Origin of the sequence: Cohnella laeviribosi DSM 21336 (assembly GCF_000378425.1) — a bacterium.
In the GTDB taxonomy this organism is placed as follows: domain Bacteria; phylum Bacillota; class Bacilli; order Paenibacillales; family Paenibacillaceae; genus Cohnella; species Cohnella laeviribosi.
The window spans coordinates 1-14,644 of record NZ_KB899834.1; the positions used below are offsets into that span (position 1 = coordinate 1).

Annotated in this window: 12 protein-coding genes; 9 read left to right on the forward strand and 3 right to left on the reverse strand. The window is 60.1% G+C overall.

The features are described 5' to 3' along the window. Positions 1-288 precede the first annotated feature (288 nt). The 4 genes from F560_RS0115660 (at position 289) to F560_RS0115675 (ending at position 5,212) form a co-directional block, all read left to right on the forward strand. Complete coding sequence (locus tag F560_RS0115660; RefSeq protein WP_019006697.1) at positions 289-1,614, forward strand: ABC transporter substrate-binding protein; 1,326 nt, start codon at positions 289-291, stop codon at positions 1,612-1,614. Between the two features lie 85 nt (positions 1,615-1,699). Beyond that, positions 1,700-3,004 (forward strand): carbohydrate ABC transporter permease, encoded by a 1,305-nt coding sequence (locus F560_RS0115665; RefSeq protein WP_019006698.1) that lies wholly within the window; start codon positions 1,700-1,702, stop codon positions 3,002-3,004. A 10-nt stretch (positions 3,005-3,014) separates the two neighbouring features. Then, a complete protein-coding gene (locus tag F560_RS0115670; protein WP_019006699.1) occupies positions 3,015-3,842 on the forward strand; it encodes a carbohydrate ABC transporter permease in 828 nt (275 codons plus the stop codon). Positions 3,843-3,871: 29 nt separating this feature from the next. Further along, positions 3,872-5,212, forward strand: a complete 1,341-nt coding sequence (locus F560_RS0115675) for a sulfatase family protein (RefSeq protein ID WP_019006700.1) — start codon at positions 3,872-3,874, stop codon at positions 5,210-5,212. Positions 5,213-5,374: 162 nt separating this feature from the next. On the opposite strand, the gene F560_RS0115680 is transcribed toward F560_RS0115675, so the two are convergent. The 3 genes from F560_RS0115680 to F560_RS0115690 all read right to left on the reverse strand — a co-directional run bounded on the left by F560_RS0115680 (position 5,375) and on the right by F560_RS0115690 (position 8,288). Beyond that, a complete protein-coding gene (locus F560_RS0115680) occupies positions 5,375-6,445 on the reverse strand; it encodes an ABC transporter substrate-binding protein (RefSeq protein WP_019006701.1) in 1,071 nt (356 codons plus the stop codon). Positions 6,446-6,584: 139 nt separating this feature from the next. Continuing rightward, positions 6,585-7,589, reverse strand: coding sequence for an LLM class flavin-dependent oxidoreductase (locus tag F560_RS0115685; protein WP_019006702.1), 1,005 nt, complete (start codon positions 7,587-7,589; stop codon positions 6,585-6,587). A gap of 147 nt (positions 7,590-7,736) precedes the next feature. Continuing rightward, positions 7,737-8,288, reverse strand: a complete 552-nt coding sequence (locus tag F560_RS0115690; RefSeq protein ID WP_019006703.1) for an OsmC family protein — start codon at positions 8,286-8,288, stop codon at positions 7,737-7,739. Positions 8,289-8,753: 465 nt separating this feature from the next. Between F560_RS0115690 and F560_RS0115695 the strand changes: the two genes are divergently transcribed. Genes F560_RS0115695 through F560_RS0115715 form a run of 5 tightly spaced genes read left to right on the forward strand, consistent with a single transcriptional unit; the run spans position 8,754 to position 14,610 of the window. Beyond that, positions 8,754-9,938 carry an ABC transporter substrate-binding protein gene (locus F560_RS0115695; protein WP_026298327.1) on the forward strand — a complete coding sequence of 395 codons (1,185 nt, stop codon included), beginning with the start codon at positions 8,754-8,756 and terminating at the stop codon, positions 9,936-9,938. A 39-nt stretch (positions 9,939-9,977) separates the two neighbouring features. After that, positions 9,978-11,795, forward strand: a complete 1,818-nt coding sequence (locus tag F560_RS0115700) for an ABC transporter permease (protein ID WP_019006705.1) — start codon at positions 9,978-9,980, stop codon at positions 11,793-11,795. 20 nt (positions 11,796-11,815) lie between these two features. Continuing rightward, the gene (locus F560_RS0115705) at positions 11,816-12,682 is read left to right on the forward strand and encodes an ABC transporter ATP-binding protein (RefSeq protein WP_019006706.1); all 867 of its coding nucleotides are present in this window, start codon (positions 11,816-11,818) and stop codon (positions 12,680-12,682) included. Between the two features lie 12 nt (positions 12,683-12,694). Then, on the forward strand, positions 12,695-13,417 hold the full coding sequence (locus F560_RS0115710; RefSeq protein ID WP_019006707.1) for an ABC transporter ATP-binding protein: 723 nt from the start codon (positions 12,695-12,697) through the stop codon (positions 13,415-13,417). Beyond that, positions 13,414-14,610, forward strand: coding sequence for an acyl-CoA dehydrogenase family protein (locus F560_RS0115715; RefSeq protein ID WP_019006708.1), 1,197 nt, complete (start codon positions 13,414-13,416; stop codon positions 14,608-14,610). Before F560_RS0115710 ends, F560_RS0115715 begins: the two co-directional genes overlap by 4 nt. Positions 14,611-14,644 lie beyond the last annotated feature (34 nt).

The window sequence follows — 14,644 nt, forward strand, 5'->3', positions numbered from 1 at the left end:
GGCGTCCACACCTCGAGAGGCAGAACGAAGGAATGTAAGGGCTAAGACCCAGCGTGACATGGGAGGGTAAGCCGTCGGGGGAATAGAGTGGATATCCAGAGTGCGGTCATACGACTCATCCATAGATTGGGAACAGCGTCCCAACCTCTATTCCCGCCTCCGGCTCCTCCAGAAAATTATGTCATAGCTACATGACTTATCCATCTTTCAGGATGGTCGATGGTTGAAAATCTAAGAACGAGTGAGAAAACGCGAGAAAACATTAAATAATAGTGGGAGGAGATCGCAATGTTCAAAAATGGGTGGAAACTCGGTTTGGCCGTCACGCTGGCGGGAGGGCTGCTGGCGGGATGCGGCACTTCGAACGACGCGGCGAATCCGGCCGGAAGCGCATCGGCGAACGCGCAGGGACAGGAGACCGGCGGCGGTTCGTCCGGTTCCAAGGTGAAGATCGTATTCAGCCAAGGCGCGGATCAGACGGAAGGCACCAAAAAGCTGATCGCCGCTTTCGAGGAGAAGCATCCGGAGATCGATGTCGAATTGCGGGAATTTCCCAACGATTCCACGCAGATGCACGATCAATTGGTGACCATTCTGGGCGGCCAATCGCCGGAACTCGACGTGATCAACCTGGACGTCGTGTGGCCGGCGGAATTTGCGCAGGCCGGATTTCTGCTTCCTCTCGATCGGTATATCGAGAACGACGGCATCGATCTCAGCCAGTATCTCGAAGGCGGCGTTCGCGCAGGCAATTACAACGGCCAGCAGTGGGCGCTTCCCCGTTACAACAATTCGGGGCTGCTCTATTACCGGACGGATATTGTGAAGGAAGTGCCGAAGACTTGGGATGAGCTGTTGGAACAGGCCGAGAAGCTCAAAGGCCAGGGCGGCACGCAATACGGCTTCGTATCGCAAGGCAAGCAATACGAAGGACTGACGGTCGCTTTTACGGAATTGGTAGGCGCTTATGGCGGATCCATTCTGGACGAGAACGGCAAGGCGGCGGTAAACAGCCCGGAAGCGTTGAAAGGCCTTAAGAAGCTGATCGACATTTATACGTCCTCCGCGGTTCCATCGAATATCAACACCTTTACCGAGAAAGAAACGCTGAACGCCTTTATCGAAGGCAGCGCGGTATTCGCCCGCCACTGGCCGGCCATGTACGCGCAAGCGAACGATCCGGCCAAATCGAAAGTGGTCGGGAAGGTCGGCATCGCTCCGTTGCCTTCGGGCGATGTCCGTTCGGCGGCCGCGCTTGGCGGCTGGTTCGGGGCGATCAGCAAGTATTCCAAGCATCCGAAGGAAGCCTGGGAATTTCTTAAGTTCCTGATCAGCGAGGAAGGCGAAAAAATCATAGCCGTCAACAGCACGCAGACTCCGACGAACCTCAAGCTGTTTGACGATCCTGAGGTGCAGAAGGCGAGCCCGCTTTTCGCCAACCGCGATTTTGTAAACGGACTGAAAAGCGCGATCCCGCGTGCCATGACCCCGGACTACGCGAAAATTTCGGGCCTGATTCAAATCGAGGTTTCCAAGGCGATCGCCGGCGAGCAGACGCCTGAACAAACGCTTGCCAACCTGGAGAAACAGATTAACGAGGTCATCGGGCAATAACGGAATGCACGTCCCTGACGAATGAGGAGCCGCTTGGCACGGCTCTTCATTTTGTCGGGGGAAGGCGGAAGCAGGGAGGGGCTTGATGCGATTCGGAAACCGAACACTCGCGAGGACATGGACGGCTTACGCCATGATTCTGCCGGCCGTGCTGATGATTGCCGCCGTCGCCATTTGGCCGCTGATCCGTACCTTCTGGATCAGCCTGTACGATTTGCGGCTTAACGATCCGGAACGAAATCAACTGAACATGTCCTATAGCGTCAATGTAGAAAAATATGCGGAGTCGACGGCCTTGCTGCTGTCGCTTTTGAAGAAAGAAGCCGCAGCCGCGCAAGGGGATCGGCAATCCGAGCTGTCGGCACTGGCGGACCGGCTGTCTCGCGTCAACGAAGAATTGAAGGAAGACGCGGCGTTCAAGAAGCGTCTGGATGACGTCAACGAGCTGTTGGACAATTTCCAGCCGGTGCCGGCCGAACTGCAACAAATCCGCTTGGACCGAAATAAAGCGGTACGAATGCGGCAGCAGTTGTCCGACATCAAGCAATCGGTTCAGTCGCTGAAGGATGGCGGCGCTTTGTCCCGGCCGGACGATGCGATCGGATTGACGAATTCGGTGCTGCAATCGTTCAGCGTACCGAATTATGTAGGATTCGGCCATTATCAAAAATTGCTGTCGGAACCGCGGCTGTGGGATGCGTTGAAAAACACCGCGCTGTTTACCGCGATTTCGGTCGCGTTGGAAATGCTCGCCGGATTGCTGATCGCGCTGCTCATCAACCGCACGTTTCGCGGACGCGGCCTCGTGCGTGCGGCCGTCTTGATCCCATGGGCGACGCCGACTGCCGTATCGGCTATGATCTGGCATTTTTTGTATGACGGCCAGAACGGGATCGTGGCCAAGCTTTTGATGGAAATCGGCCTGGTATCGGATATGAGCGCTCTGCTTTCTACCCGGACGGGAGCCTTGGCTTCGGTGATTCTGGCAGATGTGTGGAAAACGGCTCCTTTTGTCGCGCTGTTGCTGCTGGCCGGGCTGCAGACCATTCCGTCCGCTCTGTACGAAGCCGCCCAGGTGGACGGCGCAAGCCGCTTTAAGCAATTTTTTCACATCACTTTGCCGTTGCTGAAGCCGACCCTTCTTGTCGCTTTGTTGTTCCGGACGTTGGACGCCTTCCGCGTCTTCGATCTTATCTATGTATTGACGGGCGGAGGACCCGCCAACTCGACGGAATCGATCACCATCTACGCTTACAAGACCATGTTCGCGGAACTGAATTTCGGAGCGGGTTCCGCCCTTTCGGTCATCGTATTTGTATGCGTGCTTCTGATCAGCATGGCGTATGTCAAACTGCTGGGCGGCGAAACGCTAAGCCGGCGCATTCGTTAGGAGGATCGAAATGAACAGGCAAGCAGGGTATTCGTTTTATGCGGCAACCGCGATCTTCGTGGCGGCCGTCATGTTTCCGTTCGTCTGGATCTTTCTGGCTTCCGTGAAAGCGCCGGCTTATCTGTACGGCCGTTATGCGTTCGACGTCGTCGTGCCTGAATACACGCTCGACAACTACGTATCGGTATTCGCCAACCATCCGTTCGGCCGCTATCTGCTGAACAGCTTTGCGGTCGGCCTTCTGACGATGACCGTTACGCTCGGCATTGCGTCATTCGCCTCTTACGCCATTGCCAGACTGCATTTTCCCGGCAAAACGCTCTTTCTCGGCGTCCTGCTGGCGATCTCGATGTTTCCTCAAATCGCGACGATCTCGCCGCTGTTTCTGTTCATGCAGTCCGCCGGCCTTCGCAATACGTATGCCGGTTTGGTGATTCCATACACGACTTATGCGTTGCCGCTCGCGATCTGGTATATGACGACATTTTTTCGCAACATTCCGTACGAGTTGGAGGAAGCCGCCAAAATGGACGGCGCCTCGGCGCTGGTTGTGTTTTACAAAGTGCTTGTTCCGCTCGTTTCGCCCGGATTGTTCACGACCGCCATCATCGTATTTGTGGATGCTTGGCATGAGTTTTTGTTCTCGCTGACGATAAATACGAAGGAATCGATGATGACCGTGCCGGTCGGCATCGCCATGTTCCAGGGCGAATTCACGTTTCCATGGGGTGAAATATCGGCGGCTGCGGTCACGGTTACGGTTCCGATCATCGTTCTTGTCCTTCTTTTCCAGCGCCGCATTATTTCCGGGCTTACTTCCGGCGCGGTGAAAGAATAATACGTTATCCGCCAAAGGAGACATGACTGGTGCCATTCAAAAATATTCTGTTCATGATTTCGCATGATACGGGCCGCTACCTCGGCTGCTACGGAAAACCGGTTCAAACGCCGGCCATCGACAAACTGGCGGAGCAGGGGATCCGTTTCGACCGGTATTTCTGTCCCGCGCCGCAGTGCAGTCCAAGCCGGGGAAGCATCCTCACCGGCCTCTATCCGCAAAATCACGGCATGATCGGACTCAGCCATTTGGGCTTCTCCATGCGCGAGACCATCACGACGCTGCCGATGTGCCTGGGCAAAGCGGGATATGAAACGGCGCTGATCGGCTTCAGCCATGAGACGATTGGCGAACCGGAAAGCCGGATCACGTCTTCCACGTACAAACTCGGCTATGAAAAAGTCGTGCCCGTGCCGGGCGACCGTGCGCCCGACGTGGCCGAGCGGGTCGCCGACTTTCTGAAAGAAAGGGCCGGCGGCAACGGCAACCGCCCGTTCTTCGCTTCCGTCGGCTTTTTCGAGACGCATCGGGACTTTTACGAATATGAGCCCGCCGCCGATCCGGAAGATCGGATCACGCCTCCCCCTTATTTGCCGAATACGCCGAACGTGCGGAAAGATTTGGCGTTGTTGCACGGTTCGGTCAAAACGTTGGACAAAGCGGTCGGACGTATTCTTGAAGCGTTGGAAGCGGCCGGATTGGCCGAGAATACGCTGGTGATTTACACGACCGACCACGGCATCGCGTTTCCGAGGGCAAAAGGGACGCTTATGGACGCAGGACTGGAGACGGCCCTGATCATGCGACACCCGGGTTATCTCGAAAGCGGCCTCGTCGTGGACGATTTGCTCTGCAACGTGGACTTGATGCCCACGCTGCTGGAATATGCGGGCGTGCCGATCCCGGAAGGGCTTGACGGCGAAAGCTTCTGGGGCAAAATCGCGAACAAGGCGGAGGCGCCGGTACGCGACCACTTCTTCGCGGAGCTGACCTGGCATGACTGGTACCACCCGATGCGCGGGGTCAGAACGGAACGTTACAAGTATATCCGCAACTTCGAAGACGGACCGTCGGTCTATTTGCCGCTCGATATTCACCGCAGCTTGTCCGGCCAGGACGTGCGGGAGGAATACTATAAGCCGAACGTGCCGGAAGAACTGTACGATCTGGAAAACGATCCGCTCGAGCGCCACAACCTGGCGGACGACGAGAACTACCGCGAAGTGCTTGAGGAGCTTCGGGCCAAAGTGGAAGATTGGATGAAACGCACCAACGACCGGCTACTGGGGGGCAAAGTGCCGGGAACGGCGGCGCCCGAATGGCAGGAACAGTTCGACAACGGCACGGCCTATGGCGCCAAGCGGCCATAGACAACCTTGGGCGCATGCGAGCCGTAGCGTTCCTATCCCGCCGACCGCACCGTTCGCCGGTGCTGAAGCTCGGGCGGGGCGGGCGTCATCTAACAGGGAAGAGGGCCGTCCGGCGAAGGAGCGGCCCTCTTCGAGGTCATGACGGAAGGCGGAATGCCGGGGTCAGGGATCGAGCACCGACTTCGCAATCTGCGGTACGATCGCGGTTTCCCAATCCGGTTCCTTCTTCGTCACTCCGATTTCGGCAAAAAACTTTCCTTGCTCGCGGCTGTCGGCGACAAAGTCTTCGACGTCGGGCGGGGAAAGCAGATAAGCGCGCCGCTTCATGGTCAGCTCGGCGATTTCCGTGCTGACCTTGTTTTCGTTCGCAAAGAGCTGCACCGCGTCGGAGGGATGATCTTGGACCCAAGTGAGCGCTTGCCGGTACGCCTGGATAAATCGGGCCACGGCGTCGGGATAGGCGTCGACAAAGTCGGCATTGCCGAACAGCACCACGTAGTTCTGAAAATACCCTTCGCCGTCCACGAGCGGCACGGCCTCTTTACTGACTTCGGCGCCGGCGTAAAAGGGGTCCCACGTCACCCAGGCATCGATGGAGCCGCTCAGGAACGCCGAGCGTCCCACATCGTTTTCGAGCTTGACCCAATCGACCTCGGAATCCTTGATGCCGGCGCTCTGGAGTACCTTTTGCGGAAAGAAGTACGACTTGCCCATGGGCGTGGCGATTTTCTTCCCCTTCAAATCGGCCACGCTTTTGATGGAAGAATCGGGGCGCACCAAAACGGCGTGGGTTTTCGGGCTTCGCTCGGTCAAGGCCAAAATGCGGATCGGCTGATCCGCAGCGATGGCGGTTACCGGATTGCCGCCGATGGCCAGATCGAGCGCGCCGCTAGAGATCGCTTCCGTAATGGGGGTGAGAGACAAAAACCGTTTGTACTCGATTTCGGGGGATCGGTCCCCGAAAGCCTTCTCCGCCAGCTTCTGGTCTTTCAAGACGAAGACGGGGATGTAGGGGGGCTGGAAGCCGATCCGAATCTTCGGCGGGATTTTGCCGGCAACCGACGGCGACGCTGCAGCCGACGGCGACGCTGCTTTCGACGGCGATGTTGTTGCCGGCGCCGACGAACCGCCTCCGCCGCAAGAAGCGAGCAACCCCACGACAGCGATCATCCCCGCCGCCAGGATTAGGCGATGAATCAACAAAGAGACCTTACGCGGATTCTTTTTGGTCATATGCAAGCCTCCTTAAACGGTTGGGAACCGGCCGGCCGCGCAAGCCCTAGCTTGTCCGATAGGCGTCCGGCAGGTGCCCGCTGCGGTTTTGCGACGGCCGCCGCGAGGGTCGAAGCCGCTCGCGGCGGCGTTGCTTGTTTCATCTCCGTTCCGCTGCCGCCGACTGCAAGCGCGGCATCACCTCGCGGGCGAGCAGCTCAATGGCCCGCAACGACGCCGCGTGCTCGCTTCCCGCCGCATAGACCTGGCAGATGATTTCGTCGAAGCCGAACGCGTCATGCCACTGCTGCAGTTGCTCGGCCACCTCGTCCGGCGAGCCGATCACCATGTTCATCTGCTTCATGAGGTCCCTGTACTCGCGCGTGCCGGTGCGGCCGTCCCAAGCGATCCCGCAGTCGTACTGCGCATAACGGGCAAAGGTCCGGCGGGTTTGCTCCTCCGCCTCCCGGGCGGTCTCCGCGACGTAGACAAAGCGCAGTAGGGCGACCCAGCCGGGCCGGTCCTGCAAGGCGGCCCGGTAGCGGTCGATCCACTCGCGATGGCGCTCGGCCGCACCCACCCGAGGGACGAGCAACCGATAGCCGTGCTTGCCTGCGAGCTCGACGGTCGAGTCGCTGGCGGCCAGCCAGATGAGATCGTTGGCGTTGCGGAACGGTCGGGGGCAAATCTCGACATCCGTGAACCGGTAGTAATCGCCGTCAAAATCAACGGTCCCCAGATCATACGCTTGCCGCAGAATTTCAATGGTCTCCAGCGTCCGCCCCGTTTTCTCCTCGATCGAAATGCCGAACTTCGCAAATTCGGCGGCTTTATTGCGGGCGCCGGAACCGATGCCGAGCCTCACCCGGCCTCCGGACAGGACGTCCAGCAAGGCCGCGTCTTCGGCAAGGCGCAGCGGCTGATAGTAGGGAGCCTCGACGACGGCCGTACCGAGACCGATCCGCCGGGTCAGGCCGCTAATCCGGGACAAGCTGATCAACGGCGCGGGTTGACGGCCGTAAACCTCGAAATGATGCTCGGCGAGATAAATGGCGTCGAACCCGAGCTGGTCCGCCAGCACCGCCTGGGCCTCAATCTCCCGGTAGAGTTCCCGTACCGATGTGCCCGGCGTGATGTCGCAGTTGTAAAACAGAGAGAATCGCATGTTTCTTTCCCTCCCCCTCTCTTGTTTGTCCATCGTAACGAGCAGCCGGCGCAGATGGGGTGCGGATTCGCGGTACGCCGTCTTCGCCTTCGTTAAGCATGTTCCGGGCCGGAAGCGTCCGCCATTTTCCATCTCAGGGCTGTTCGCTTAAGACGCCGTTTCGGCGGCCTGTTCGGGAGAGACGTGCTCGACCGTTCCGGCGATTTGCTGCGGTTGCGCCAGCAGATTCAAGATAGGGCAGGACCGTTCGACGGCCGCGTGCAACTCTTTCAGCTCCGTTTCCGAGGCGGGCGAAACGATCCGTACGTGGTAACGGATGTTGTGCGGATAGACCGGAACGTGCTCGAAACCGGGCTGGTTCGCCCGCGGATCGAGCTGGCCGGTCACTTCGACTTCCAGGCTGTCCAGCCATACGCCGCGCTCGGCCGCCTGGATGAGGAAGATGTGCGTCAGGCAACTGCCCAGGACGCCTAGCTGAAGTTCCGGCGAGGAAGGGCCGAGGTTGTACCCGGCGAAGTCGGTGTCGCTGTCGCTCAGGATTTGAAAATCGCGAATCCGGATTCGCCTGACCCCGCTTCGTCCTTCGGCCTTGACGGAAGCGCTCAAAGCAACCGGTTCCGCTCCATTGGTTCTGATCCGCTCGCGGCGGGCTTGCAGGGCTTGGTTTTTTTCGGCGAGATATTCTCGAAGTCCGCTCATGCAGCCATTTCCTCCTTCGTTTGTTTGAAGTTTCTGAAAAAATACGGAGGCCTTTCCCCTAGGGGAGGGCCTCCAGTTCGTCTGGTCCGGCTGAACTCTGCCGCCAAAAAAAACCGAACGCCGGAAGCCCTTCTGAATCTTCTTCGGGGCCTCCAGCGTTCCGGTCGGCGTTATGGCTCTTTTTCAGCGAGTATACCCGTCTTTCTTGGAGACGTCAAGGAAATCCAAAGGATTATATTCGTCATTGACAACTAAACGTATCGGATTTATCATGTAAGTCGAATTTATCGTGCAAGGCATAGATGAAAAGTAAATTTTTGGGACTTTTGTTGACCAGACCACTGGAGACGGAAGCGAGAGGGCTACGTTACCAGTGGTTTGTTCATTTGGTGCGTCCTTTGGCCCGAATGCGCCCAGCGCTTGACCGGAGTCGATTCGAAATCCCTGCAGAAAGGAAGGCAACCCATGTCTGCGCGCGTACGTTTCTTTTCCCGCATCCGATCGGTGTCCCTTGCCTCTGTCGTTTTCACATTGTTACTAACGTCTTGCGGCATCAGCGGCACAAGCACAACTCCGTCCGATTCCGCTGCGCAGGAAGCGAAGTCGCCCGTTGTGATCGGCGTCAGCGGACCGCTGACAGGCGATAATGCGGAATATGGCAAGCAATGGCGGAAGGGCATCGACCTCGCTCTCAAAGAGATTAACGCCAATGGCGGGGTGAAAGGCCGGAAGCTCGAGTATGTGTTCGAGGATACCCAAAGCGATCCCAAGCAAACGCCGGCCGTAGCCCAGAAATTCGTGGCCGATTCCAAAATCGCGGCGGTGATCGGCGACTTCAGCTCCCCGGCGTCGATGGCGGCATCCCCCATCTATCAGCGGGCGGGGCTGGTTCAGCTCGGCATCACCAACTCGCACCCCGATTTCACGAACACCGGCGACTATATCTGGAGCAACACCTCCAACCAGAAGGACGACGCCCCTTATCTGGCCGCTCTGGCCGTGCAGAAGCTGAACAAAAAGCGGCTGGCGGTTCTGTACCTGAACACGGACTGGGGCAAGACCACCACCGAGCTGTTTGTCGGCAAAGCCAAGGAACTGGGCGCGGAGGTGGTGGTGCAGGAGGGCTATCTCTCCAACGAAAAAGATTTTCGCCCGATTCTGACCAAGGCGCGGGACGCGAATCCGGACGCCCTGATTTTGATTTCCTATTATAACGACGGAGCGCTCATCGCCCAGCAGCGCGATGCGGTAGGCCTCGATACGACGGTCGTCGCCATCGGCTCCGTCTATTCGCCGCAGTTCATCAAGCTGGGCGGCGAGGCGGTGGAAGGGGTTTATACCGCCACCCGGTTTTATCCCGGCGATCCGCGGCCGGAGGTTCAGCGCTTCGTTCAGGCCTATCAGAAGGAACACAACGAAGATCCGGATTCGTTTTCGGCGGTGGCGTACGACGGCGTCCGGATTCTGGCGCAGGTCATGGAGCAGTACGGCACGGACCGCAAGGCGATCCGGGACGGGCTCGGGTCCATCAAGGACCTGGATACGGTGCTTTACGGGAAAGCTTCCTTCGGGCCCGACCGGCGGCTTCAAAATCCGCGCTTCCTTCCGCTAGTGGTCCAAAACGGCCGGTTCGAACTTTGGAATCCTTGATGCTCTCATTACTTCGAAAAAAGGGGACATGAAGCCGCCATGTGGGACCAACTGCTCAACGGTTTGGTGATCGGCAACCTTTATGCGCTGACCGCGATCGGCATCACGCAAATTTATGGGGTGGCCGGCGTGGTCAATTTCGCCCACGGTTCTGTGTACATGGTTGGCGCCTACATCGGGTGGATGGCGATCGCCTGGCTGCACTGGCCGCTTGTTCCCGCGATTCTTCTGGTGCTCGCCGGCAGCGCCGCGATCGGCCTTTTGGTCGAAAGGGCGGCGGTACGGCCCTTCGCCCGGGCCGGAAGCACGATTCTCCTGCTCACCACCATTGCGGCGGGGCTCATCATGGACAACGCAGCCCAGATCATCTGGGGGCCCCAGACGCAAGCTCTTCGCAGCCCGCTGCCGCAATGGCAGTTCAAGCTGGGCGGCGGCACGGTCTCGTTTCTGGATCTGTTCATCTTGGCGGCCGGGGTCGGAACGGCGCTGCTGCTGCATTTGTTTTTGTACCGTTCCCGGGCGGGATGGGCCGTGCGGGCCACGGCGCAGGACCGCGAGGCGGCGCTCCAGATGGGGGTCGACGTCAACCGGGTAAGCAGCCTTTCCTTTGCCATGGCCGGCGCCTTCGCGGGCCTCAGCGGCCTGCTTGTGGGACTGTACTTCAACAACATTTACCCGACCATGGGCGCTTCGGCTACGCTTAAGGGAACCACCGCCGCCCTGCTCGGCGGTTTGGGGAATGTTCCGGGGGCGATCCTCGGCGCCTACGTGCTGGGAATCACCGAGGCGTTCAGTGTGGAGTGGCTCGGCTCCAGCTTCCGAAACCTGATGGCCATCGTTCTGCTCATCGGCGTGTTGATATTCCGGCCCAACGGGCTGATCTCCGCGCGGCGGGCCTTGAACCCCGAGCCTACCGCCGGCACGTTCATTCCCCACGGCCGGCCGCTCCGGTTCCCCCGGTGGCTGCTGCCCGCGGTCACGGTTTCGGCCATGGCGCTTCCTTTGTTTTTGTCGAATCCGTATCCGCTGCAGGTGCTGGCCATCGCCTGGGTTTTCGGACTGATGGCCGTGAGCCTGAATCTGATCTCCGGCACCACCGGGCAAATTTCGTTGGGCCATGCGGGGTTTGTGACTTTGGGCGCCTACGCGTCCGCGATCCTGACAAGCCGACTCGGCTTGCCGTTTTCCCTGTCGCTGCTCGTTTCCCCGTTCCTGGCTGCGGCCATCGGCGTCTTGTTGTGCTACCCGGCCCTCCGGCTCCGAGGCCAGTACCTCGCCATCACCACCATGGGCCTGGGCGAGGCGATTTCCCTGATTGCCCTGAACTGGGAAGGGGTCACCCAGGGGCCTTTGGGGATCAGCAACATTCAGCCCCCGGGGTTTTTCGGCTATCCGATCGTGTCTCCGGCCGGCATGTATTTGTTGGCCTTCGCCGTTCTCCTGATCGGCGTGTGGGTCGTGCACCGGCTGTCCCGTTCCCATCTGGGCCGGGCTCTTAGGGCCATGCGGGAAGACGAAGTGGCGGCGAGAGCCTTCGGCATCGGACTCGCCCGGTACAAGTCCATCGCTTTCGGGGTGAGCGCCTTTTTTGCGGCTGCCGCCGGCGTGCTGCTGGCCCACTCCTATTCGTACATCGCGCCCGATACGTTTACCTTCGCGCTCTCGATCCAGGTGCTCACCATGATCATCCTGGGAGGGCGGGACAACGCGGTCGGCGCCGTGGCGGGGGCCGTCATTCTGATCGCCTTGCCGGAATCGATTCGCTTCTTAGGCGAGTTTCGCTTCATTCTCTACGGTCTTTTGCTGATCGGAATGCTCCGGTTTCGCCCTTACGGTCTTTTTAACTCTGCGACGTGACCGAGTCTGGAGGTGTCACCGTGATCTTGCTGTCCGTGCGCAACGTGCACAAGCGTTTCGGCGGTCTTCACGCCCTGCGGGGAGTCAACCTCGAACTCGAGGAAGGCGAAACGGTCGCCATTATCGGCCCGAACGGAGCCGGAAAGACCACGCTGTTTAACCTGATTTCATGCGAAGATAGCCCCGACGAGGGGGAAATCCTGCTGGACGGACATCGCATCGACGGCCTCCCGGCCCATCTGGCGGCCGCCCACGGGCTGGCCCGGACGTTTCAGAACGGCCGCGTCTTCGGCAACCTTACGGTTCTGGAAAACGTGCTTCTGGGAGCCCATACCCGGCTGCACGGCCTGACGGACCCGGGATCTCGCCTGGCCGGATCCGTGCTCGCGGCGCTTCGGGAGATCGCCTGGTCCATCATCCAGCCCCGGCGTTTCCGGCGGAGGGAAGCGGAGCTGACGGAGGAGGCTCGGGACATCCTGTCGCTGTTCGGGGAGCGGCTGATCCCGAGGCTTCACCAACCCGCCTATTCCCTTTCCTACGCGAATCGAAGGCGGACGGAACTGGCGAGAGCGTTGGCTCTCCGCCCCAAGGTGCTGCTTCTCGACGAGCCCACCGCGGGCATGAATCCAACGGAAACCGAAGAAATGACCGAAATTATTCAAACCCTTCAGCGCCGGGGCCAGAGCATGCTGCTGATCGAACACAAGCTGGACTTGGTGATGGCGGTTGCGGACCGGGTGGTGGCGTTGGATGCCGGCGAGGTGCTGGTGTCCGGACGGCCGGAAATCGTGCGTTCGGATCCGAGGCTGGTAGAGGCGTACGTCGGCAGGAGGGGAGCCGGCCATTCGGTCCCGGACTCCGCGGTTACCTTGCAGAAGCAGGCATAGGGGGCGGCCGGAATGGAAACGATCCTGGAATTGCAGGATGTCAATACGTTTTACGGGGCGATTCAGGTCCATTTTGACCTCAGTCTGTCGGTGAGTGCAGGGGAGATCACCTGCCTGCTTGGAGGCAACGCCTCCGGGAAGTCGACGGCGATGAAAGCCATTTTCGGGCTGGTTCGCCCACGAACAGGGCGCGTGTTCCTGGCCGGGGAGGAGGCCACGCATTGGGGCACGCCCAGGCGCGTCGCATGGGGACTGAGGTCGGTACCGGAAGCCCGCCGTCTGTTCCCCTACATGACCGTGCGGGAGAACCTGCTCATGGGGGCGTATCTTCGCCGGGACCGCCGGCAGGTGGCGGAGGATCTGGAAAAGATGCTGGATCTCTTTCCGCGGGTCGGGGAACGGCTGGATCAGGTCGCCGGAACCCTTTCCGGAGGGGAACAGCAGATGGTTGCCATGGCCAGGGCGCTGTTGGGGCGCCCGCGCATTCTTTGCATGGATGAGCCTACCATGGGCCTCTCCCCGCTGTGGGTGGACCGGGTGCTGGAGCTGATCCAGACGATCAATCGGCAAGGCACCACCGTTTTCATGGTTGAACAGAACGCCCGGGCGGCGCTCCAAATCGCGCATCGCGGATACGTGCTCCGGCACGGAACGGTAGCCCTGCGGGGGACGGCTTCGGAATTGCTGGACAACCCGCTGGTAGAAAGCGCTTATCTGGGAGGAAAGGTGATATGAGTACAGATCAGGACCTCTTTGTCCGCACTGCCCGTCAAGAACGGTTCCTCGGTCTTGCGGCGCGGTTGGCCGGGGCGTTTGCCCGGGAGGCGGAGGAGCACGACCGAAACCATACTTTCCCATACGATCATTACGGCGCCATACGCAGCGCCGGTTACCACGCCCTTACCGTTCCTGCGGAATGGGGCGGCGAGGGGGCCTCTCTGACCGAAACCTTGCTGGCCCAAGAGAGGCTTGCTTCGGGAGACGGTTCAACCGCTTTGGCCATCGGATGGCATCTCAGCCTCATCGGCAAGCTTGCGGAGACCGGCGCTTGGCCGGCCGCGGTCTTTGAACGGGTCTGCCGGGAAGCGGTTGAGCGGGGGGCCTTGATCAACTCCGCGGCCAGCGAAAGCGAGACCGGGAGCCCCTCCCGAGGCGGCCGGCCTTTCACAACGGCCGCCCGCACGTCTTCCGGCTGGGTGCTCACCGGCAAGAAGTCCTTCACCACCCTGGCGCCGGTCTTGGATTACGCCGTCGTTTCGGCCGGTATCGAAGGGGAAGAAGGCGGTGGGTGGTTCCTGGTGCCGATGGATCGTCCCGGCGTCCGCATCCAGGAGACGTGGGACGTGCTGGGGATGCGCGCAACCGGCAGCCACGACGTCGTGTTTGAAGACGTGCAGCTGCCTCCGGATGCGCTTGTGGAGACGTTCGGCTCCGGCCGGACGTGCCAGGTTTACTCCGGGGGCGGTGCCGGCTGGGGACTGCTGATTCCTGCGGTCTACTTGGGCATCGCCCGGGCTGCTAGGGACTTTATCCTGAACCATACGCTCACCCGCAGGGTCAGCACCCTTCCGGGACCGATCGCGGATGTCCCCCATATCCGGGCGCACCTGGGCAAGATCGAGGTGGACCTCCTCGCCGCCCGGTCTCTTGTCTATACGCTGGCTCAACGCTGGGAGGAGGAGAAACCGGAGCGCAGGCACAAGCTGGTGCCGTTGCTCGGAGCGGCCAAGCTGGTGGCCACGAACAACGCCATTCGGATCGTGGATCGGGCGATGCGAATAGCCGGAATCTCCGGGCTTTTTCGCAGCCTGCCTCTGGAGCGCTACTACCGCGACGTCCGGGCCGGGTTGAGCAATCCCCCCATGGATGACAACGTCCTCGCGTCGCTGGCCGAAGCGGCCCTGCGGGAAGCCGCGGATGGAGAATAGCGGACGGAAAACAGCGGACTTCGGCGAGAAGGCC